This is a genomic window from Photobacterium sp. GJ3 (assembly GCF_018199995.1).
In the GTDB taxonomy this organism is placed as follows: Bacteria; Pseudomonadota; Gammaproteobacteria; order Enterobacterales; family Vibrionaceae; genus Photobacterium.
On sequence record NZ_CP073578.1, the window covers coordinates 2,087,719 to 2,109,711 of the forward strand.

Annotated in this window: 25 protein-coding genes; 6 read left to right on the top strand and 19 right to left on the bottom strand. The window is 47.3% G+C overall.

The window, feature by feature from the left end; all coding sequences use genetic code 11:
• Positions 1–31: 31 nt before the first annotated feature.
• Together KDD30_RS09325 and gspS2 are read left to right on the top strand one after the other, a co-directional pair.
• Positions 32–334 carry a YciI family protein gene (locus KDD30_RS09325; RefSeq protein ID WP_211645615.1) on the top strand — a complete coding sequence of 101 codons (303 nt, stop codon included), beginning with the start codon at positions 32–34 and terminating at the stop codon, positions 332–334.
• A 2-nt stretch (positions 335–336) separates the two neighbouring features.
• Complete coding sequence (gene gspS2, locus KDD30_RS09330; protein ID WP_211645616.1) at positions 337–753, top strand: type II secretion system pilot lipoprotein GspS-beta; 417 nt, start codon at positions 337–339, stop codon at positions 751–753.
• Positions 754–804: 51 nt separating this feature from the next.
• Here the strand turns inward: gspS2 and KDD30_RS09335 are convergent, their stop codons facing one another.
• From KDD30_RS09335 to KDD30_RS09345, 3 genes are all read right to left on the bottom strand, one after another.
• Positions 805–1,755: a class I SAM-dependent methyltransferase gene (locus tag KDD30_RS09335; RefSeq protein ID WP_211645617.1), complete on the bottom strand. Its 951-nt coding sequence runs from the start codon at positions 1,753–1,755 to the stop codon at positions 805–807.
• Between the two features lie 44 nt (positions 1,756–1,799).
• Positions 1,800–2,495: a TIGR01621 family pseudouridine synthase gene (locus KDD30_RS09340; RefSeq protein WP_211645618.1), complete on the bottom strand. Its 696-nt coding sequence runs from the start codon at positions 2,493–2,495 to the stop codon at positions 1,800–1,802.
• 238 nt (positions 2,496–2,733) lie between these two features.
• Positions 2,734–4,065: a sodium-dependent transporter gene (locus KDD30_RS09345; protein WP_211645619.1), complete on the bottom strand. Its 1,332-nt coding sequence runs from the start codon at positions 4,063–4,065 to the stop codon at positions 2,734–2,736.
• A gap of 181 nt (positions 4,066–4,246) precedes the next feature.
• Between KDD30_RS09345 and cls the strand changes: the two genes are divergently transcribed.
• The 3 genes from cls (at position 4,247) to KDD30_RS09360 (ending at position 7,863) form a co-directional block, all read left to right on the top strand.
• Complete coding sequence (gene cls / locus KDD30_RS09350) at positions 4,247–5,704, top strand: cardiolipin synthase (protein WP_211645620.1); 1,458 nt, start codon at positions 4,247–4,249, stop codon at positions 5,702–5,704.
• 475 nt (positions 5,705–6,179) lie between these two features.
• A complete protein-coding gene (locus KDD30_RS09355; RefSeq protein ID WP_211645621.1) occupies positions 6,180–6,680 on the top strand; it encodes an oxidoreductase in 501 nt (166 codons plus the stop codon).
• Between the two features lies 1 nt (position 6,681).
• On the top strand, positions 6,682–7,863 hold the full coding sequence (locus tag KDD30_RS09360) for a GGDEF domain-containing protein (protein WP_211645622.1): 1,182 nt from the start codon (positions 6,682–6,684) through the stop codon (positions 7,861–7,863).
• Between the two features lie 19 nt (positions 7,864–7,882).
• Here the strand turns inward: KDD30_RS09360 and KDD30_RS09365 are convergent, their stop codons facing one another.
• From KDD30_RS09365 to KDD30_RS09430, 14 genes are all read right to left on the bottom strand, one after another.
• Positions 7,883–8,338 carry an SRPBCC domain-containing protein gene (locus KDD30_RS09365; protein ID WP_211645623.1) on the bottom strand — a complete coding sequence of 152 codons (456 nt, stop codon included), beginning with the start codon at positions 8,336–8,338 and terminating at the stop codon, positions 7,883–7,885.
• A 180-nt stretch (positions 8,339–8,518) separates the two neighbouring features.
• Positions 8,519–9,028: a GNAT family N-acetyltransferase gene (locus KDD30_RS09370; protein WP_211645624.1), complete on the bottom strand. Its 510-nt coding sequence runs from the start codon at positions 9,026–9,028 to the stop codon at positions 8,519–8,521.
• A gap of 503 nt (positions 9,029–9,531) precedes the next feature.
• Positions 9,532–10,002 (bottom strand): GNAT family N-acetyltransferase, encoded by a 471-nt coding sequence (locus tag KDD30_RS09375; RefSeq protein WP_371826038.1) that lies wholly within the window; start codon positions 10,000–10,002, stop codon positions 9,532–9,534.
• A gap of 290 nt (positions 10,003–10,292) precedes the next feature.
• Positions 10,293–10,643: a hypothetical protein gene (locus tag KDD30_RS09380; RefSeq protein WP_211645626.1), complete on the bottom strand. Its 351-nt coding sequence runs from the start codon at positions 10,641–10,643 to the stop codon at positions 10,293–10,295.
• The gene (locus KDD30_RS09385) at positions 10,643–11,434 is read right to left on the bottom strand and encodes a hypothetical protein (RefSeq protein WP_211645627.1); all 792 of its coding nucleotides are present in this window, start codon (positions 11,432–11,434) and stop codon (positions 10,643–10,645) included. The genes KDD30_RS09380 and KDD30_RS09385 overlap by 1 nt, the downstream gene beginning before the upstream one ends.
• Positions 11,435–11,653: 219 nt before the next feature.
• Positions 11,654–12,445, bottom strand: coding sequence for a hypothetical protein (locus tag KDD30_RS09390; protein ID WP_211645628.1), 792 nt, complete (start codon positions 12,443–12,445; stop codon positions 11,654–11,656).
• 73 nt (positions 12,446–12,518) lie between these two features.
• A complete protein-coding gene (locus tag KDD30_RS09395; protein ID WP_211645629.1) occupies positions 12,519–13,310 on the bottom strand; it encodes a hypothetical protein in 792 nt (263 codons plus the stop codon).
• Between the two features lie 19 nt (positions 13,311–13,329).
• The gene (locus KDD30_RS09400; protein WP_211645630.1) at positions 13,330–13,881 is read right to left on the bottom strand and encodes a curlin subunit CsgB; all 552 of its coding nucleotides are present in this window, start codon (positions 13,879–13,881) and stop codon (positions 13,330–13,332) included.
• Between the two features lie 390 nt (positions 13,882–14,271).
• Positions 14,272–15,108 (bottom strand): CsgG/HfaB family protein, encoded by an 837-nt coding sequence (locus KDD30_RS09405; protein WP_211645631.1) that lies wholly within the window; start codon positions 15,106–15,108, stop codon positions 14,272–14,274.
• 13 nt (positions 15,109–15,121) lie between these two features.
• On the bottom strand, positions 15,122–15,505 hold the full coding sequence (locus tag KDD30_RS09410) for a curli assembly protein CsgF (protein ID WP_371826091.1): 384 nt from the start codon (positions 15,503–15,505) through the stop codon (positions 15,122–15,124).
• 29 nt (positions 15,506–15,534) lie between these two features.
• Positions 15,535–16,047: a curli production assembly/transport protein CsgE gene (locus tag KDD30_RS09415; RefSeq protein WP_249199082.1), complete on the bottom strand. Its 513-nt coding sequence runs from the start codon at positions 16,045–16,047 to the stop codon at positions 15,535–15,537.
• The gene (locus KDD30_RS09420) at positions 16,044–16,706 is read right to left on the bottom strand and encodes a LuxR C-terminal-related transcriptional regulator (protein WP_211645633.1); all 663 of its coding nucleotides are present in this window, start codon (positions 16,704–16,706) and stop codon (positions 16,044–16,046) included. Before KDD30_RS09420 ends, KDD30_RS09415 begins: the two co-directional genes overlap by 4 nt.
• Positions 16,707–17,254: 548 nt before the next feature.
• Entirely contained in the window at positions 17,255–18,271 is a 1,017-nt protein-coding gene (gene adhP / locus KDD30_RS09425) for an alcohol dehydrogenase AdhP (protein ID WP_211645634.1), read from the bottom strand.
• Between the two features lie 181 nt (positions 18,272–18,452).
• The gene (locus KDD30_RS09430) at positions 18,453–19,298 is read right to left on the bottom strand and encodes a hypothetical protein (RefSeq protein ID WP_211645635.1); all 846 of its coding nucleotides are present in this window, start codon (positions 19,296–19,298) and stop codon (positions 18,453–18,455) included.
• Between the two features lie 352 nt (positions 19,299–19,650).
• Here KDD30_RS09430 and KDD30_RS09435 point away from each other — a divergent pair, with 352 nt between their 5' ends.
• Entirely contained in the window at positions 19,651–20,583 is a 933-nt protein-coding gene (locus KDD30_RS09435; protein ID WP_249199099.1) for a DMT family transporter, read from the top strand.
• A 54-nt stretch (positions 20,584–20,637) separates the two neighbouring features.
• On the opposite strand, the gene KDD30_RS09440 is transcribed toward KDD30_RS09435, so the two are convergent.
• Both KDD30_RS09440 and KDD30_RS09445 read right to left on the bottom strand, forming a co-directional pair.
• Complete coding sequence (locus KDD30_RS09440) at positions 20,638–21,480, bottom strand: IS3 family transposase (protein WP_211649390.1); 843 nt, start codon at positions 21,478–21,480, stop codon at positions 20,638–20,640.
• Positions 21,477–21,986, bottom strand: coding sequence for a helix-turn-helix domain-containing protein (locus KDD30_RS09445; RefSeq protein WP_211645636.1), 510 nt, complete (start codon positions 21,984–21,986; stop codon positions 21,477–21,479). Before KDD30_RS09445 ends, KDD30_RS09440 begins: the two co-directional genes overlap by 4 nt.
• Positions 21,987–21,993: the final 7 nt, after the last annotated feature.

Below are 21,993 nucleotides of genomic sequence, written 5' to 3' on the forward strand. Positions count from 1 at the left end.
TTTTCACCACAAGTACAGGGAGACAGAACGAATGTGGTACGTGATTTTTTCTCAAGATGTTGAAAACAGCCTCGAACGCCGCCTGAGTGTCCGCGAAAACCATCTGGCTCGCCTGAAAGCGCTCCAGGATGAAGGCAGACTGCTGGTTGCCGGACCCATGCCAGCCATCGACAGTGAGAATCCAGGCGAAGCGGGCTTTACCGGCTCGACCGTGATCGCAGAATTCGATTCACTGGAAGCAGCGAAGACCTGGGCAGATGCTGACCCTTACATCGAAGCGGGCGTTTATGACAACGTCATCGTGAAACCATTCAAAAAAGTACTGCCAGCTTGAACATGCGCATTCGAACAACCTTAAAAACGGGTCTCCTCGCGACGGTCGCAACTTTGTTGCTCGCCGGTTGTGCGAAATCCCCCGATGAGCTCAATCATGAACTGGCTGAACGCCGGGCAGCGGTGATCAACTCCAAAGCCCCCTACCCGAAAGTGGATCAGTACCAGATCATGAGAGCCAAAGCCCGCCAGAGCATCGTCGAAATTACGATTCTCTATGGGGGGGGTGGCAAGACCTCTCCGACCAAAGCGGCACAGGCTGCCGCGGAAAGCTTCTGTACCGATCCGGAACTGACTCCGATGGTCAGTGAAGGATTAAGCTATCTGATTGAAATTCTGGACATGCGGGGCAGACCTGTGGTCCAGCAGCCGATCAATGCCCAGTTCTGCCAGCAGATCGCACCTCAGGGCGCATCCTAACGATGATAGGCACCAGGGCCGGAAACATGTTCCGGCCCTGATGTTTTAGCCTCAAGCGACAGCGTCAGCACGGCTGAACACCATCACTTTTAATGCACTCTCCGAATCCAAATCAGCAAATTCAGGCGGATTATCGAGCCGAGTCTTCAAGACCAGTGCCGGCGCTTCCTCGGCCATCCCATCCACCAGGAACTGCGGCGACACCGCAGGCGAATTCACACAAGCCAGCACCTGCCCCTGCGCTGTCAGCATGTCCGGTAAACGACGCAGAATTTTGGCGTAATCTTTCGTCAGTGCAAAGCTGCCTTTCTGAAATGACGGTGGGTCAATCACAATCAGATCATAAGGCCCTGCTTTTTTCAGTTTGCCCCAGGATTTGAACAGATCATGCCCGAAAAAGCTCACCCGGCTAAGATCATGCTGATTCAGACGGTGATTGTCTCGCCCCCGGCTTAAAGCCGCTTTGGCCATATCCAGATTCACCACATGCGTAGCACCACCCGCAATAGCCGCGACAGAAAAGCCACAGGTATAAGCAAACAGATTCAGGACTTTTTTCCCGCGGGCCTGTTCCATTACCCAGCGGCGACCGTAACGCATATCCAGAAACAGACCGTTATTTTGCTTCTGACCCAGATCCAGTAAAAAGGTCAATCCGTTTTCAGTTACCTGCTGCATGGTTTCCATGGCGCCCCAGATGACGACCATGGGTGATCCTTCTCTGTCTCGGTGTTGCAGCAACAATGAGGTTGCCCCGGATTGTTGCCAGCATTCTGAGGCTGCCAGAACAGCCAATTGTGTTTGCAACGCATCCAGAAATTCAGGTGTGGGTTCTTTGAATAAAGACACCAACACCTGACCGCCCAGCCAGTCAACCGTCAGTTGTTCCAGTCCTGCCCAGCAACGCCCTCGGCCATGAAACAGGCGGCGAACTTCTGTCGGAGGTGACGCCAGTTGCGTTTGTAAATGCTGAAAAAATTGGGGTAAAGCAGAAACGTCCATCGAACACCGTCTGTTAAGCATGAAAAAAGAAAGAGAAAATAGGGTTAGTTCGCCCGTAAACCCGCTGGCAAAACAGGCCAGTCCAGTGTCCAGGGTGCCGACCAGTCTTTCAGCGCCGCGACCACAGTGTCACCCAGCCACAGCTGGCCGTGTGAAGGCGGACAAAGGAACTGATAATCTGTTCCCTGATAACGAAAACGCAACGCATAGGCATGGAGATAACCGCGATCAGCGGGTTCCTGACCATAAATATCATCCCCAGTGATACCGGAGCCGACACTTTTCAGGGCGACCCGAATCTGGTGTGTTTTACCCGTGTAAGGTTTACAGAGGAACAAGCGGCGGCCTTCGCCAGCAGCGGTCGAAATAAACTGAGTGATCGCCGGGTTGTTCCGGCTGTTTTCCAGTTTCCAGCTCCGTCTGCGTGAACGGCTCATATCGCCAATCACCGTCCCTTGTTTCTTCCTGGGTTTTTTACTGCCGATGGCCAGGTAGTATTTCTCGACTTCACGGCGGGCAAAACAGCCGGACAGCTCAGAAGCTGCCTGTGCATGTCTGCCCAGCAGTAAAATTCCGGAGGTCATTTTGTCCAGCCGGTGAATCAGATACAGTTGCTGATCACCCGTTGCCGCCGCAACTTCTGCCAGTAGCGGCTGGTCTTGATCATCTTTGTGGACACTGACGCCAGCATCTTTGCTGATCACAAGAAAGTCTGGGGTTTGATGAAGCAGTGAAAACATTGGCGCACAAAATCGTCAGAGAAAAGCGGCAGTATACCGACTCTCCCGGCGGACGCCAGTCCTCTCCACTGTCCGTTATACCCATCAAAGTCAGTCAATGATCAGAAATAGCGCAGGAAAAATGGTTGAGAACAAGGCAGATTTTTTAGATAAGTAGCCATTCTACAATCAAAAAAACGAACGCAGTGATCGAACATTTGAACAAGCTAGGATGACCCGTGATTGACTGCGATTGGTATTATTGCACGAAAAACACCAGCAGCATCAGAATCGGGCAGATAATCCGGACATACCAAGGCCAGATCCGCCAAAACAAACTGGACTGCACATCAGGATAACCTGCACTGATTTCAGCCAGCACTTTGTCTCTGTGCCAGATCCAGCCGACCAGAATCGCGAACAAAAGGCCAATGATGGGCTGCGCGTAGGCGGTTGTCATTGTGACCACGAACCCGAACAGGGATTCAAAGTTCACCACGATCACTGTCGCAATCACACCGATGATGCAACCAATCCACCATACGGCTTTGTGCCGGCTCTGCCCCAGTTCTTCGATCGTACACGATACAGGCACTTCAAGCATGGAAATTGAGGATGTCAGCGCGGCAATCACCATCAACACAAAAAACAGGGTGCTGACGAGAATACCAACACCACCCATACTCTCGAACATCGCGGGCAGCACACTGAACACCAGCGTATCCGATGCCAGCAATGCGCCGGATGCATCGTAAATCGCAACCCCATTGTTCTGCGCGACGAACATCGCAGGCAGGATAAGCAAACCGGCAATAAAGGCCACACCCGTATCCAGCAAGGCGACCTGCGCTGCTGTTTTGGGCAGATTCGCTGACTTACTCAGATAAGATCCATAGACCATCATGGTACACACGCCGAGTGACAGTGAAAAAAAGGCCTGCCCCATGGCACTGACAATCAATTTTGGTGAGAAATGACTGGGATCGGGGATCAGGAACAATTGTAATCCGTCCATCGCCCCCGCTTGGGTCAGGATATAAATCACCATCACCACGAACAGGATCAGCAATAACGGCATCAATCGGGTCGACCACTTTTCAATCCCATTGGTCACGCCACTTCGAACTACCATCACCGTCAGCCACATAAACGCAAGCATCAGCACCAGATTCCGGGCCACCCCAAAAGTTTCCAGCCACTGAGCAACCTGCGTCAGCCCCACCAGTTCACAGAGCGGGGCAATCAGATAGCCCAGCAACCAGCCGGCGACAATGGCATAAAAGCTCAGAATCAGCGAGACCGCCAGCATCCCGGCCAGTCCGACCAGGCCCATCAGCGCTCGTTGTGCTGGCCAAATCTTTCGCAGTGAGGTCATGGGATCGGCCTGACCATAACGACCGATCATGAGCTCTGCAACCAGCAGTGGATACGCCAGTGCGAAAACCATCAGCAAATAAACAATGAGGAACAAGGCGCCGCCATTGCTGGCAGCCTGAGTCGGAAATCCCCAGATATTGCCCAGACCAACGGCAGAACCGGCTGCCGCCAGAATGAAGCCGATCCGTGAACTGAATTGTGCTCGGTTAGCCATCACAAGACCTCTTCAACAGCATCATTCCTAAAGATTAGCGATTCTGCAGCTTCCCGCCCCTTCAGGACTGATACAAATTGAAAAATTAAAAATCAGTCAAGTTTCTGCTTAAATCTATGTTTTCAAGGGATTCCGGTGCAGAATAGAAGCCGTGTATGCAATTGAGAGACAAACCGCTTCTATGGATCATATTTACCAAGTCTTAGCCTGGCTCAGTCTGTTCGCTTACTGGATAGCGATTGCAGCCGTCACTATGCGGGTCGTTTTCAAACGACGCGTTGTCGGCGTGTCTCTGGCCTGGCTGATGATTATCTATATCATCCCCATCGGCGGCATTATTGCTTACTTGCTCTTTGGCGAACTCAACCTGGGTAAAAAGCGAGCGCTCAGAGCGGTGGAAATGTTTGAACCCTTCGCGAGCTGGTTCAAGCAACTGTATCACTGCCCGGGCCACCAACCCCAGCTGATGAGCCTGCATGCCAAACCCATTCACGATTTATGTGAAAACCGGCTTGGGATTCCAGCACTGGTTGGGAACAGCCTGACGTTGCAGGATACCCCGCAAACCATTCTGCGCTCCCTCATTGATGATATTCATCAGGCACATCGCTCAATCCACATGGAATTCTATATCTGGCATCCGGGCGGACTGGCCGATGAAGTCGCCACCGCATTGATTCTGGCAGCTAAGCGAGGCGTAAAGGTCAGAATCTTGCTCGACTCTGCGGGCAGTATGCGTTTCTTCCGCTCTCATTGGCCCCGATTGATGCGCCACGCTGGCATTGAAATCACTGAGGCGCTGGCAGTCACCCCTTTCCGGATGTTTCTGCGTCGGCTGGATCTACGACAACACCGGAAAATCGTGGTCATTGATACCCATGTTGCATACACCGGTTCGATGAACCTGGTTGATCCTGCTTTCTTCAAAACCGACGCAGGTGTCGGACAATGGATCGATGTGATGGTCCGGGTTACCGGACCAACTGTGTCTGTCCTGAATTGTATTCAGGCCTGGGACTGGGAAGTGGAAACCGGGCAACGTTTTTTACCCCCGGTGCCTGAGTGCGGCGTGACCCCGCTGACCGAACAGAACGATATGATTCAGGTCATTCCATCCGGCCCCGGGATGCCAGACGAAATCATTCATCAGGTGCTGCTGATCAGCATCTATCAGGCTCGCCAGAGCGTCGTCATCACCACCCCTTATTTTGTACCGAGTGAACATCTGCTGCATGCCCTGATTAGTGCTGCAGAGCGAGGCATTGATGTCCACATTATTATCCCGGCCAAGAATGATTCCCTGATGGTCGAATGGGCCAGCCGGTCTTTCTTTGCTGAACTCTTAAGTGCCGGAGTTTCTATCCATCGTTTCAATGGTGGCTTGCTGCACACCAAGTCTGTCGTGGTCGATGGGACACACAGCCTGATAGGCACAGTCAATCTGGACATGCGCAGCCTCTGGCTGAATTTTGAAGTGACCTTGTCTGTGGACAGCCCTGAATTCACACAGCAGCTGGCCTGGCTACAGCAGGAATACATCAAGCAATCCACCCGGATTGATCATCAGTCCTGGAAAAAACGTTCGCTCGGCCATAAATTTCTTGAGCAATGTTTTTATATGTTCAGCCCACTACTCTAGCCAATACCGGGAGCCCGGCGATTCTGGCTGGGCTCTGTTAACCAGTCCAACGTGCCGTAAGAGCCGGTTCTCGGATCCCGATGCTCCCCGCTAAACCTCTGAAGCCACATGGTTTGTATATCAGTGAAACCTGAGATACGCTCACTAAAATGTCCAGAAACACGGCTTTCAGGAACAGAATGCCATATATCAGCCTAAACTTAAGTACCAAACCCAGATATGAAACAGGATTAATTCATTAAAAATTTGAAGCGAAGGTGTTCTTTAAGGTGACAGAAAAGTTTCATCATCGGGTCAAAAAAACATAAAATCCCACAAAATCATCATATAACGTATCTATTATCGCCTATGAAATTCTTGTCGAAACATTCCCCGCCTCACAGTCATTCTATAAAAGTATTGCTTTGCATTTTTATATGTCTATCTTTGTATTTAAGCACCAAAGTTACGATGAGCTGAGGTACATGTGATTCTCATGAAGTATAAATTCACACAATATCTCCTCAGCATTGGCCTGCTGCTCTGCGGACTGTATGGCACACCAGCGACTGCATTCAATCCGCCGCCGCTGATAATATCCGGTTTGTCTGAGGCGGGAGATCCGGTCGAGGTCACTCTGAGCCGTGATGAACTTGCCGCTTTTCCTCAAGAATCCGTATCAACGCCGATGCCTTGGGTAAACGGCATTCCAGAATTTCGCGGTGTGAATTTATATTCATTGCTGACACACTATCGTATTCAGCCTGGCAAGATTTACCTCTCCGCCTTAAATCGCTTCTCTGCTGAACTGGACTGGCAAGATATCAAGCAATACCAGCCTATTCTGGCGATACAACGTAACGGCGAGTGGATGCAGGTACGTGACTATGGCCCTTACTGGCTGATTTTTGCGATTAACCGTCATCCGGAACTGATCAATCAAGGTTTCCTGGAAAAGATGGTCTGGCAGTTACACGAAATCAACGTGGTCCCTTAATATGATCATTTTCAAGCCATTGAAAGTATTTAATCTGGCCGGGATGCCATGGATGAAGAAGCTGCTGTTTCTGGCAGCACCGCTGTTGATCGTGTTCACTTTTGTGTCCGTCAGTGCTCTGGAATCGAATGCGGAATCCGTCAGTAAAAATCAGAACCTGGCCAGTTGGTTCATGATGCAACTGGGGGATGAATACAGCCAGTTAATTTTCCAGCTCCATGAATACGAGGTGGGACGTGCAACCAAAGATGATGCCCTACTGCAATACGAAATTTTGCTGAGTCGCTTTAATTCTATTGAGGTTAGCAGTCAGATCAATCGCTTGCACGATACGCTAGGCTCATTACAAACCTTTCAGCATCATTTTCAACTTGTGAAAGACTACGAACATGCTTTACTGCAACTCAGCACCCCCGGGGAATCCATTGTACTGCTGAACCAGATTAAAGCTGACTATGATGAGTTAATGGGCTATGCGCTAAAGACATTCCTATTTTCAAACAATGCGTTACAGTCAAAATATAATCACATTATTTCACAGCGCTGGCTCATTCATTCCTTACTCTTCTCCACAGTATTGATTGGCCTCATTATGATTTATCTGCTCAAGAAGGAATCAGAGGCTCACCACAAGCTCGCCATGTACGATTCACTCACCGGGATTCATAATCGTCTGTGGCTGAACCGTAAGCTGAAAACGATGGAAAAGAGTCAGCATGTATTTGCTTTTTATCTGATTGATCTGAACGGATTCAAAGAAATCAATGATACCCTCGGCCACGGCGCGGGCGATCAGCTGCTGAAGACGGTTGCGCGACGGCTGGACAATTTAACCCATGAAGGCATGGATGTCGCACGGATGGGGGGCGATGAATTCGCGGTGATTCAAGCCTTTCCGCATGCAGTGAATCATGAGTATGTGGCACACTTCCTGCTCAATACCCTGGATCACGTCATGCGTATCCCAATCCAGCTCAAAGATCGGGAAGTCACGGTGTCTGCCAGCATCGGACTCAGCATTTATGTGCCAGGCAGTAAGAGCCTGTCGGAACTGCTGCAGGAAGCTGATTTCTCGATGTATGAAATGAAGCAGCAATTCAAAATTCAGGCTCCGGCTCCTGCTGCCAGCATGTACCCGCCACCTCCGTCACAGAGTATGCCCGGCTATTTCAAACGCCAGTAATCCGGCATCAGCAGACAGCTCAATTGGCAGACCAGATATCGTTATCCATCACTTTGCCCGTTTCCAACAGTGTTTTCAGATTACTGATGATGGCTGGCCAGCCTTCAGAAACATCCTGATAGCTCAAAGAGCCGGATTGTAAATCGCTGTGAATCACAGTCAGTCGGGTATCCTGCCCCAGACTTTCCAGTGCAATGCTGACCTGGGATGAATGAGTCCCGCCATGATGCGCATCCGGTTCCTGCCAGCTCAGCACCAAGTGATGCGGCGGATGAATCTGCAATACCTTCCCGGAGACGTCCTCAACTTCGGAACCATCAGCACGGATGTGTGCCCACCGGTTTCCTACTTTCCAATCGGATTCGTTGATATGTCCCCAGTATTGCTGAGTCATTTTCGGATCGAACAGCGCATTCCAGACATCCGTATCAGATGCAGCGATATAGCTGACATACTTAAAGTGTTCCAGGCTCATGTTCACTCCTTGTCGCAAGGCAGCGAGTCTGACAAATTGAAAAGGCCCATCCGATTCACATCACCGGTTCAGGTGCTTGTTATCGCGTCTCTATTCAGATTAGCACTCTGTCATCAGGGTCTGTTCACTTTCATCTGAGATCACAGGCACTGAACATGGACGTCCGAGAACACAACAGGGTCAGATGCAGGATTTTTTCATTTGCAGTAAAGTCCAGGGCTGCCCCTGAAAAACACGGGATGCCTGATCGGCCTGATAAATTTCAAACCCCAGTGCCCGGTAACAGCTGATCGCTCTGAAGTTATGCTCAAAAACAGCCAGCGATATTTCTTCCGCAGCGAGCTTCGTTTTTGCAACGTCGATGGCCAGTTCAATCATGATTTTTCCGTATCCATGGCCACGTTCAGACTCGCTGGCAATCAATACACGACACAAACGGCATTGATTTTGCTGTTTGTCACACAGCTCAACATAGCCTTTCACTTGTCCGGCAACGGTAAATAGGAACGGATGAATTTCAGGACGGGAAACATGGTTCGAAATTTGTTCGGTGGTGAGGGGGAACTGATACAACGGCCCACCCCAGAGTAAATTGAATTCCTCATCCATAACCCAATCAATGAGCAATGCATGATCTTTTTCTGTAAACGGTTCGAGCTGATAACGGGATTTTAGCCGTTCGTTGAACATGTTTTTCCTTATCACTAACTGACGTGTGAATTTTTCCTTCATTCCGGTGAAGAACAACTGGTGAGGCAGGGTGACACCACACTGTGCCACTTTGCGCAGATGAACCCAATTGCACAACACACATTAGGGTCGCTGTTATTGCGTTCGAGGTCAATACTCTCAATAAAATTGATTGCGCTAAGTCTCACTTTTCAAAAGAAAAATAATTGATTTTTGCTGATTATTTTCTCTTTGGTGAATCACCAGGGCCACTACCTTTCATGCTGATTTCCTGGTGATGTAAAAAAACGGCCCCAGATCGCTGGGGCCGTTATTTCAGTCGTGAATCACAGAACCGTGGGCATCGCGACATCACTCAATCCGCGATTTCAAAAATAGAATCGATAATCAAAGGCAAATTGCCACGAACAGACACAACCCCAAACACGGAGCGAGCGTGCTTCCCTTTTTCACCGAATACTTCAGCCAATTCTCCTGTACGAAAAATCACTGACTTGAGCCGGTTAAGCTTCCACAGTATTCAGGTCAAGCTCCATAAAAATACTCAAAGGGTGCTCCTGATACAGACCATACGGCGGACGCACCCGGTATCCCAGTGTCTGATACAAGCCCAGTGCTTCGGGTTGACTGACACCGGCTTCAAGCCGGACGACCTGAACGCCGTTATGCTTCAGATACTGATGCAGCGCTTCCATAATCTGCCGTGATATTCCCAGTCCACGGTAGTTATCCAGCACAAACATTCGCTTAATCTCCCCGTACTCACCGTCATCATGCATCATTTTAACGGCGCCAATACCTGCCAGCGCGCCGCGAACAAAAGCACCAACCAGGTGAACATTCTCATTCATCAGAGATTCTTCACTTTCGAGATGATTGGTCTCAGGTGGATATAAAGCATACATATAGTCGTCTGATGCACTCAAAATGACGCGTACATCATCACGATTGGGCTTAATTTTTTGAATATACATAGTGTTAACTAACGAATTTTGTCACTGCTACACAGTCAAAAAATAGTGATATTCGGTGATTTGATTGAATTTCCGTCCACATGACATATCCGGAAAAACGCCTGAGCTCCCGAGCGATATTCAGCAATTCGGAAGCAAGCGCTCATCATAACAATCTTGTGACAAGAAAGTGAGTACCGCGTTTGAATGACTGCATTTTTGTGCACTTACGCACATATTACTTTTCAAACATTCATAGATTGAAGGGCATTTCAGTGACCATCAGGAGAAAAAACAGATGCACCCCTGATTCAGGGCACATCTGTGGTGATCTTGCAGTCTTCTGAAATGGTCAGGCCGGTGGTTTCACCTTGCGTTTCAATTGTCACCTGAACCGGAAACTGGCGGCGATCCATCCGCATCTGGGCTTTGCTGCCGCCTTGCATGGTATTGCGCATTCGGTTTCCGGCGGCAGAGAGCATCTCTAAATCAACGCTGGCAGATTCAAGCGCAACCACGGCCAGCGCGACGGTTTGATCGTCAACCAGGCAGTCTATAGTCACCGGTTCTTGTAACAGAGATTCAGGATAAGCCCAGACAGCACTGGTCGCCATCATGAAAGCGGCTGCCATCGCCGCTTTCATACTACGTATACGCGCCATCACAGCTGCGTCGTGATAAAGGTGTTCCCCGAAGAATTCACGATCGTATCGGTCGCAACATCATTGTTGGTCTGAGTAATGATCACGGTGTTATGATTCGCCGAGCCACCCACACCACTGATATTCACAGTCGCCGTCGATGCATTCCCCCACTGAGTCACACCAACGGTATTGTGATCCGCTTCACCTGCCAACGCAACCTGAGCCAGATTACCATCGCCCTGCTGCCAGACATTCACAATATTGTTATCCGGATTATCAAATGGCGCACCCGAAATATCAATCATCGCCATATTGGCACTGCCGATTTGCGTCGTACTCAGAATATTTTCATCACCTGCAGTAATATAAATATCCGATGTGTTCATAGAACCATTCTGTGTTACTGATGCTGAATTATAATCTGCATTATCCACCATCAAAATCATTGAACCATTGGTTGAACCAGTCTGGCTGACATAAACAACATTGTTATCTGAATTCAAATCCGCACTCACCCAGGAAGTCTGGGTTGTGCCAACTTGCGCAATCGTCACCGTATTCTCACTGGAACCATGATCCATAAAGATCTCTGACATGTGCGTTTCACCACTCTGATTCACCGTGGTTGTATTGTTATCAGAATGATTATCGTGGTAAACGCTCGAATAGTGGCCAGAGCCACCAGAAAACTGATAGACAGACACCGTATTTCCGTCACTACCATTCACCGCTGTATTGAAAGATGTATTGGTTGCAACTGCACTGCCTGACGCAATAAGCACAGAAGCTGCAAGCATGATCTTGTTCATGGGATTACCCTATCTCTGTCAAGTGATATGAATTTCACTTCTGCTCATATAATGACTTCGGTTATTTTCATTCATGTTTACCATCAGAACGTAAACATCTGAACACGATGAGAGAAGTATTCCTTTTCGCCACTACCTGCATTTTTGTATTCCATTGTATTTCAATCGGAAAAGATAAAGCGACGAACCTCGCCGCTTTATCATTATCCGTTCATCACATCAGAGCTGAATCGTGGTGAAATTATTACCCGATGAATTCACGATGGTATCAATCGCAACATCCAGATCGGTCTGCGTAATACTCACTGAGTTATTATCGGCCTGACCACCCGCCCCGACAATTGTCACCACTGCTAATGAAGCATCACCCAGCTGATTTACACCCACCATGTTGTTATCCGCTTCGCCAATCAGCGAAACAGTAGAGACATTGCCATCCCCTTCTTGCAGCACATTTACAACGTTGTTATCTGGGTTATCAAACGGTGCACCAGTAGCAACCACTGTTGAAAAGTTACCTGTGCCGATCTGCGTCGTGTTGAGGATATTATCATCCCCCGCAAAGACCACAGTACTGGCTGTATTCACACTCCCCAACTGGGTGTGTGAGGCAAAGTTGCCATCGGCATTAAAGTCCATCCGAATGTACGAATCATTACCAGCACCTGTCTGCGTGACCACCATACTGTTATCATCAGAACCGTCGTCCACAATCACTTCGGATACGTTGGAATCGCCCCACTGCGTGACCAGACTCCAGTTATCATCAGAACCATCTTCATAGCTCACTTCAGAGGTATGCGTTAGACCCACCTGAGAAACACTGGTGGTGTTGTCGTCTGAATTACCGGCATGATAAACCGATGAAAAATGGCCCGCACCGGGTGAAAACTGATAGACATTCACGGTGTTTCCATCACTGCCGCCTACCGCAGTATTCAGTGATGTATTCGTTGCATAAGCAGAACCAGAAGCGAGCAATACTGATATTACTAAAGCTAACTTTTTCATGATAACACCTTATAAAACTTTTACGTTTCAATAGAAGATTTAATTTAAAAACACTTAGGACAGCGATAAATAATTAAAACTGAACTGTGGTGAAGTTATTGCCTGATGAGTTCACAATAGTATCAATCGCTGTATCCAGATCCGTCTGCGTAATACTCACTGAGTTATTATCCGCCTGACCAAAGAACCCTGTAATGGACACGAGTGCGAATGAAGCATCACCCAGTTGGTTTACAGAAACAGTATTGTTATCTGCTTCGCCATTCAGCAAGACGGTTGAAATATTGCCATCCCCATTTTGCAAAACATTCACGATGTTATTATCCGGATTATCAAATGGCGCCCCTGCCGCGAAAATATTCGAGAAGTTACCCGCACCATTCTGCGTGGTGGTCATGATATTTTCATCCCCAGCGAAGACAACGGATACCGCTGTATTCCCAACTCCTGTCTGAGTGTGCGCAGCAAAGTTATCGTCGGCATTAAAATTCATTTCAATATAAGAGCTGTTTGCAAATCCAGTTTGCGTTGCAATCGCGCCATTTCCGTCAGAACCAAAATCAACAACCACATCAGAAGTATTTGAATCCCCCCATTGTGTGACAACAGACCAGTTATCACTTGAGCCATGGTCATAACTGACTTCTGAATCGTGAGTCAAGCCCACCTGAGAGACGGTCGTTGTATTATCATCGGAGTTATTGTCATGAAAGACCGATGAGAAATGACCCGCACCAGGAGAGAACTGATAAACATTCACGGTGTTTCCGTCACTGCCGCCCACAGCAGTATTCAAAGAAGTATTCGTTGCATAAACACTACCAGAGGCTAACAGCACTGAGATTGCTAAAGCTAACTTTTTCATGGTACTTTCCTTAATTGTGTTAATAAACTGAAATATTTCTGCTCATGCCATTTAAAATCATGATGGATTCATGACCGCTTTGATTGATGTCGAACCCAGAAAAAAGGACATAAGGCTTATTGACAACAACTGCTAAATTATCGTCGCCATGTTGGGTAATACTGTCACTATGGCCAATACCACTCTGGCTTAAAATTGCAGTATTTCCATTTCCGTATTGTTCTATGCTGCCATCATTTCCAATTCCATTTTGATAAATCGCAGCGTAATTTTCATTCCCATCCTGTTCAATATATGAACGATTGTAATGTCCCTCTTGATGAGAGTATGCAAAATTATCATGACCACTTATTTTTATTTTACTTTGATTCCCTCCAAGACCTCCTCCAGACTTTTGAACAATAATCGCCGTACTATCAGTTGCACCATATGCTTCAATAGAAGCAATATTGTCATCTGACCCCCAAACCTCATTCAATTCATTATTTGCTAATTCACCTGCAGTCGATACCTGCGCGCAAATAAAAGATAAAGCAAATAATCCAGAATTTATTCTTTTCAAATGTTTCATTTTCTTATCCAGAAGAAAACAGGTGTCGTAAAAATATTATGGCACTCGGATAAAATTGCACCATAAACTTAATAGTGAATTTATCAATTATAATAATTGAAAATTACGACTCCCCACCCAGATACATTTATAACAAAATCAGTTATTTACAATATAAAATCTCAGTCAGAGAGCGAATAAACCATTGTGTTACCTACTTAACCGGCTGTTCTCCAATGTGATTTACAATACAATTTAGTACCACAACAATATCCTCATCACTTTCAAATAAATAACATCTATCAATAAACATTTACCACCGCCATCGTCAGTGGCTTTGGGATGACAACAAAAAAGGCCAACACAAAGTGAAGGCCCTTGATATCAATGATTTAAATTTATGGCGATAATTTAAATAATCGGCTGCTCTGTAAACATATACTTCTGAATCACAGGGTTATTGATCTCTGCACGGTTCGCCAGTTTCCAGAGATTGGTATTGATCCCATCCACAATCAGTTGGATCACTGCAGCATCTATCGCAGACATCACCGCAATATTGACCGGCTCATTGGTTGTGATGCCCAATTCCGCTTCCAGCAGATCTTTGTAATCAATAAACTTGAAGACCCCTGTCTGAAACTCTTGTGAAAGAATCGTCTTACTGGTTGTGACGCTCACCAGAACCCGCCCGGTCCGCACATCAATAGCCCTGAGATTCACCGTCACCTGATCGGTCCGGTATTGTGAAGAAATACCAATCCCCAGATAACGTGCACCGGAACCACCTGTCTGAATGTTGGTATCGTAGGCCACGATCCCCCCTTCAATGACAATATTCGATGACATCAGTGAAGGAAGATGCGAACCATGATTCACCGGTATTTCCTGCTTTTGCTGTGCCGCACGAATGATCTTTCGCTCTGTGAGCAAATTTTGCAGCCCTTCCCGCTCCAGCGGAATAAACCATTTGGAGTTCAGCAAAGAAGTGGTCAGCAGCGCCGCCCCTCCCTGAGGAACCGCTGTGGAAAAGTTACTGTTCGGCTGCGGCTTATACTGCCCGGTCTGATCTCTGAAATCATAAACAGAGACAAATATCTGCCCCTGAGGCATCGGCAAAGACACTAAATCCTCAAAAATTGCCCCACGGGGCATTAAGGTTGGTTCCCTGTCTGCATCAGGCATTCGCATTGAATTCGAACATGCATTGACGAACAACACAGAGCACAAAAGGATCAACTTTTTCATGACGAACTCCCTGTTAATCAGGCATCAAACCATTGACCTGAATGGTTGATGACTCTCCCGTTTGTTTATCCGTAATTTGAATCAGTAAGGTGCCGTTATCATCCAGAATATTCAGGACGAAATCATCGGTTGTGAGTTGCCCTGTATTGCCATTCCCCACATCAGCCAATAACTGGCTGATTAATCTGGACTCTAAGTTTGCCGTTAATCGTTCTAAATCTGACTGTTGCTCAAACGGATCACTCGCTGATGGATCTTTGTGATCATTAATGGCATTTGCAACACCCAGCAAGAAATTACCGTTTAAAGGGTTCCCGCCAAAATTTGGGTTTACAGGTGTATAAATCAGTTCGGTCGCCTGTGCATTCCAGCTCATGCAGCCAAACAATAGCAGCATACAAAACTTCCTTTTCATGAGTTTGCTCCTTAAATTTCGTCATAGTCAACATCGAAGGTATCTTTTAAATACCGCTCTATTCGCCATCTGAGAACATAGTTTTTGACTGCATTGACGGCCTGGTCCGTTTTTTCCTCAGCATTTTGTCGCCCCGGAGAAAGTGCGGTTCTGTAAATCATATTCTGCCGGTGATAAATGCTGATAATACTTCCGGATAAAGCGGTCGGCCTTTCTTTTACCACTAAGTTCTCTTTTAATTCATCCAATTGATCTTCAAGCTTCTGTGCAAACAGTGAATAAAAGCTTTCTCCCAGTCGTGTCATCGTTCGGTCGATCACTGCACCGCTGATTTCACGCAGACTGTCCAGGTTTTCGAGTCGACCTTTCGTTTCAAGCGGTTCATCACTTTCAAGCTTCGGACCATTCTCAAGTTTCTTCCCATTTTCCAGAGGTTGCTCTTTCCCGGAGTTTTGTGCCTGGGAAAAGACAAATAACGGGCACATGCACAGCATGCACAAGAGCGTCAGGTTCAATTTTTTCATGAGCTTAAACTATTCAAGGTATGGTTTTTCGCCCACATAAAAGCCTGCAGGCGGTTTTTAACCTTAATTTTCTTAAAAACATTATGAAGATGGGTTTTGACCGTATTTTCACTGACAAACAGAGACTCAGCAATTTGCGAGTTTGAAGCACCAGAGACCAGCAACTGCATGATTTCCTTTTCTCTTGCGGTTAATTCAACCGTCATCTTTGGGAAACTTGTCTGCGTACTCCGGTATTCTGAAATCAATGCCTGACACAATTTTCGACTGAACCATAATTCACCATTTTGTATTTTTGTTAACCCTTCAGATAATATCTCAAGAGAATCACTGGTATAAAACACGCCCACTAAATTTGGCCATATTTTCAGCGCTTCGACCTGAACATCATTGGGAACATTAATTAAGACTTCCGAAGGGATAACTTCCATTTCGGCAATTGTATTTAAATAATGTTCATTCGACTTTTTCGTTGCACTGGCAGAATCCAGCAAGAAGAGTGTTTCTTCAATCTCACCTGATGATAACGCCTTCATCTCATCAATCGAGATCGAATTGACCGTCATTTTTACATGTCGAATCAAATACTCTTTTAATATCGAGGCTTGAATACTCTCGTCAGAAACGAGTGCCAGTCGGCTGTATGGTTTAATAGACATCCCTGCTAACCCTCAGTTTATTTTGCTACGACTTTTGTATTGCTAACTTTAGTTCACGTCAAAAAAATAACAAACAGGGATATCAACACACACCGACCGGGTTAATTACCTATTTTTCATGATCTTAAAACTGCCTCATTCTTTAAACCTTTGGCCTTTTTCTGGTCCTTTCTCAATTTCGCGACACTTTCAGGCTTTCTTTTTATGATTTAAACCAAAAGTGATTTGAATCATCAACTAAAGGGCTCGTTTTAGTTTTATGGATTGAAATGAATCAGTTAACAATGGAATTAAAAAGATAGGTGAATGAATGCATATTTTTAGGCGATGTCAAATTTTTCTGGTCGGAAAAATTAGGCATGACTGAAGTCAATTCGACGTTTGGCGATGGACAGGTTCACAGTAAGGAAAGGGTAAGTTGGCAACCGACTCACGTTGCATTCTCTGCACTGTGATGCGTGGGCAGCGAACTGTTCAGGAACCGGATCAAAAAATCCCGCCGGGCTGGTACAGTCCGGCGGGATAAGATTCGAGGGTATCAACCGCAATCACGACTCCAAATTCATGACAATCCGGCCCGTGATTTCACCTTTCATCATGTCATCGAAGATCTCGTTAATCTCTTCCAGCGCCTTCACTTCTGTGATTGCCCGGACTTTACCTTCTGCTGCAAACTGCAAACATTCCTGCAGATCTTTACGTGTCCCGACAATCGAGCCAATCACTTTAATACCGTTCAGGACCGTATCGAAAATCGGGATTGGCATTTCATCCGGTGGTAAACCCACCAGCACACAGCTTCCGCCACGGCGGACTGAACGATAGGCTTCCTCGAACGCGGGTTTCGAAACGGCAGTACAGACGACCCCATGGACCCCGCCCACCAATCGCTGAATCGCCTCGGAAGGTTTCTCTTTCATAAAATCGATGCAGTGTGTTGCACCCAGTTCTTTTGCCAGTGCCATTTTCTCGGCACCCGTATCGACTGCAATCACGTTCATCCCCATGGCTTTGGCATACTGAACCGCCAGATGCCCCAAGCCACCAACACCGATAATCGCAACCCATTGCCCGGGTTTCACATCGGTCACTTTCAGCGCTTTGTAGGTTGTCACCCCGGCACAGAACAAAGGCGCAGCATCAACAGAAGACAGTCCATCCGGGACCTTGACCACATACTCGCCATGGGCCAGACAATATTCGGCATATCCTCCATCCACAGAATAGCCCGCATTGTGCTGATCCAGGCACAGAGTCTCCTGACCCGACAAACAATAGTCGCAATGACCACAGGCTGAATACAGCCAGGGCACGCCAACACGATCGCCAATCTTCAGGTGATGGATTTCGCTGCCAACCTGAACGATTTCGCCCACCCCTTCATGGCCAGGCACCAATGGCATTTTGGGTTTAACCGGCCAATCGCCATGGCAGGCATGTAAGTCGGTATGGCATACGCCACAGGCGTGGATTTTCACCAGAACATCGCGAGGTTTCACGGCAGGAACAGGGATATCTTTGATTTCAAGTTTCCCTTTGAATTCATTCACAACAGCGGCTTTCATGTGTCCGGCTCCTTATGAGTAAGTGAACCGTGATTGTTGCGCAGAAAATCGGAGAAGGCATGGATCTGGATCAATATTCACCCAAACTCATATTTTTTCTGTCTGAGTTGGCTTCCCGATCCGGATTGGTTCGCGAGCGGTTTTGAATGCACAGGTACCATCACCTGTGCATTCAACTGAATCAACGCAGGGTAACTTTCGTCGAGATGCCAGAAGAAACATTCATCTTCAGAGCGCCGATCGCAACCCGGGTAGAGGAACGCATTTCAAACAACGTCTCTTGCTCCGGAATGTAATGACGCGTGATATCGTAAACCATCGTCCCACCACCATGAATTTCAGCATGGGTGTTCGAGTGGATATTGATGGTCGTACCCGGCTTCACCTTCAGATCAAAATAGGCTTTCTGATCTTTAATTTCGTTGAGTGTATAGAGGACATTCACATCCTCAATACGCTGACCGTCAGCCAGCTCGTCAATCGGCATTTTGACCGAGAGTGTTTCCCCAACCTCGAATGTTTTCTGATCCAGGTCCGCATACATCACGAACTGTGGCAGCAACTCGAGCACATCTTCGTCAGCCACGTCCACTTGAGCATCGCCAAGTGTTTTTTCGAAATGAACCTCACCGGTTGCAGACTGCTTAGCCAGTATGCGAACACCCTCGAGTTCAACGGCTTCCGGCGACTCAATGGATGAAGGCTCTTCAGTAGAAGAATTTCGGAACTTCTGAATATCCAGCTCCAGAGGAACCGAGCCATCCGCTTCTGCTGCCGCGGTTGACAGATTCACAACCCTTTCCGATTTCACCTCTAAGTCATCCGGAATCATCTCCAGTAAAAACGCCAGTTCCGGCGGTCTTTGCCCCTGATAATCCGAATCCATTTTGAAAGTCACATTTTCTTGGATCGTGAATGCTTGATTCGGCTGATAGCCGAGATCAATAGTCACTGATTCTTTTGGAACATCCGAACAGGCAGCCAACTGAATGCTGCACAGCAAAATTATTTTTTTAAACGCCATCATGACCACTCATTAGGAAAACATCTCATCAAGTATGCAAATACTTGGATACGCTATAGATGCGTCCACTTCCCAGAAGAAGATAAATCAGATTGAGAGTCGGCTAATTTACCGCCACTTTGACCACTGATAGCGGAATAACCCACCGGAACTTCATCGCATTGTTGACTCAAAAACCTGCTACAGCCCTCTGATAAGTTGTAATTTTACAACAAATGACATGACACACTTCACACTTGGCAACTTGAGTTGCCATTTTTTGATCTAACTTTTGGGTCAAATTTTCTTGTCTTACCAGTCAGGTTTTGGTTAAATGCTCCACATTCGGCATCGTTCTTAGTCATTGAGAAGTTAAATGTTGTCACAGAACCAAATTTCACACCTGAAGTTATTTTTCTTCACTGTACTGATTAGTCTGTCTTTCCCGATTGGCAGCCATATTACGGCAACCATGGATCCACTCATCGTGACCTGGGTGCGCTATTTGCTGGCCAGTGTACTCTTTGTCGGCCTGCTGATTCTGAAGGGACAATTTCGTATCCCCTCAGCAAAGGATTTAGGGCGCTACACGCTGATCAGCCTGCCTGCGCTGAGCTATTTTGTGGCCATGTTCATCGCGTTGCGTGAAACCAGCCCGTTGGATGCCAGTGCGTTGTACACCACGGTCCCTTTGATGAGCGCCGTGCTGGCGGCTATTGTATTTAAGCGCCGGACCTCCCTTGCCGTGACACTGTCGCTTGTCGGGGGCATGCTGGGTGCTGCATTGATCATTTTCCGGGGGGATTTATCTGCGGCCGGTTCCATTGCCATGACAACCTCCAACAAAATCTATTTGCTGGGCTGTCTGGGCATGGCGCTGAACCCGATCATTGTGAAGAAGTGCTACAAAGGTGAGTCCTTTGTTCATCTGACCTGCTGGACTTTGATTTGTGCAACAGGCCTGCTGACCCTTGCCACCGCCCCGCAGCTGATCCAAACCCAATGGACGCAAATTCCGGGAGATATCTGGCTGGGCATTGGCTATCTGGCTGTGTTTGCGACCGCAATCAGCTTCTTCCTGTTTCAGCAAGGCAGCGTGGCGCTGGCACCGGAACAGGTCTCGGCTTATACCTACCTGATCCCCGTGCTGGTGATGCTGGTCAATCGTTTTACCGGCGACATGGTGCCCTGGGAAAGTGTCAGCTATGGCGTCGTCACGGTGCTGCTGTCGATGACGGTGATGATCCGCCGCGGCGCGCCAGCTCAGGTGCAACCCGCAGCCCAGCCTGCGCAGGCCATCTCAAAATAAACACATTCAAGCCGGGCCTCTTGTGAAGTGACCCCATAAAGTTGGACATTTCTGTTAAACGGCTTGTAAGGCCTGCTTCCGATATTCTATCGGTGTCAGGCCTTTTAGTTTCACCTTGATGCGTTTGGTATTGTAATACTCAATATATTCTTGGATTTTCTCTATGAGATCATTTGCGTCTTCAAAGTGCTGGTTATGGTACATCTCGGTTTTGAGCAGGGCAAAGAAGTTCTCAGCGATGGCGTTGTCTAAGCAGTTACCTTTTCTCGACATACTTTGCGTTAACCCTCTGGCAGCCACTGTCTGCTGGTATGTCCGGTGACGATACTGCCAACCTTGATCGCTATGTATGATTGGCTTTGCGTTTCGAGCTAGCTTCGAGATCGCTTCCGTCAACATGTCAGTAACGAGCGACAAGCGTGCATTCTTATCAACCTTATAAGCAACGACTTCTTGAGTAAACAAGTCAACCACGGGTGATAGGTAAACTCTCTGCTCTTTGACTTTGAACTCCGTAACGTCAGTTACCCATTTCTCATCTGGCTTGGTCGCCGTAAAATCTCTTTCAAGTACATTAGGAGCAACTTTTCCAGACTCGCCTCGGTAAGCGCGGTATTTCTTCGGCCTGACTATCGATTTCAGTTCAAGTTGAGCCATAAGCCGCTGTACGGTCTTGTGGTTCAGTATGATGCCTTGCTTTCTCAGCTCTAAGTGAATGCGGCGATAGCCATATCGTCCCTTATGTTCATGATAAATTGACGTTATCAGCTCCCGTTCATTCGCATAGCTATCAGGTCGCTTACTGGCTTGCATCTGGTAATAGAATGCACTTCTCGCAAGCTGGAGAGCTTGGAGTAGGTCTTTTAAGGAGTGCGTGTTTCTTAGAGTTAGAGCTATTGCCGTTTTTTCTTTGTTTGACGGCGCTTTTCCTGCTCTAACTCCTCCAACTTTTTTAGGACAGCATTCTCTGCTCTCAAGTAGGCTAACTCATCTTTTAGCTCCTCAAGCGTCATTTCATCATCTGATTTGGTCGTACGTTGAGGTTGCTGCTTCATGGGTGGCCTTCCTATTGCGTGAGGCTTAAGCCCTTTGATACCTTGCTCTTTATATCTTTTGAGCCAAACAGATAGTATCCCAGGGGTAGAGAGATTTAAGACTGCACTAGTGTGCGTCAGAGACCAGCCATTCGTCCACATTAAATTTAATGCTTGGAGCTTAGCTTCAGCCGTTGATGTATGAGCTGTTGGTAAAAATGAATCAGTACCGTGAATAGCAAAGACTTGAGTCCAGTACCTTATTTGCCTAGAAGAGATGGAATGTTGCTTGGATAAAAGACCGGATGGCACGCCACTCAAGCACTGCTTAGCAATGACGCACTTCAATTCGCGGCAATATTTGGACATAAAAGAC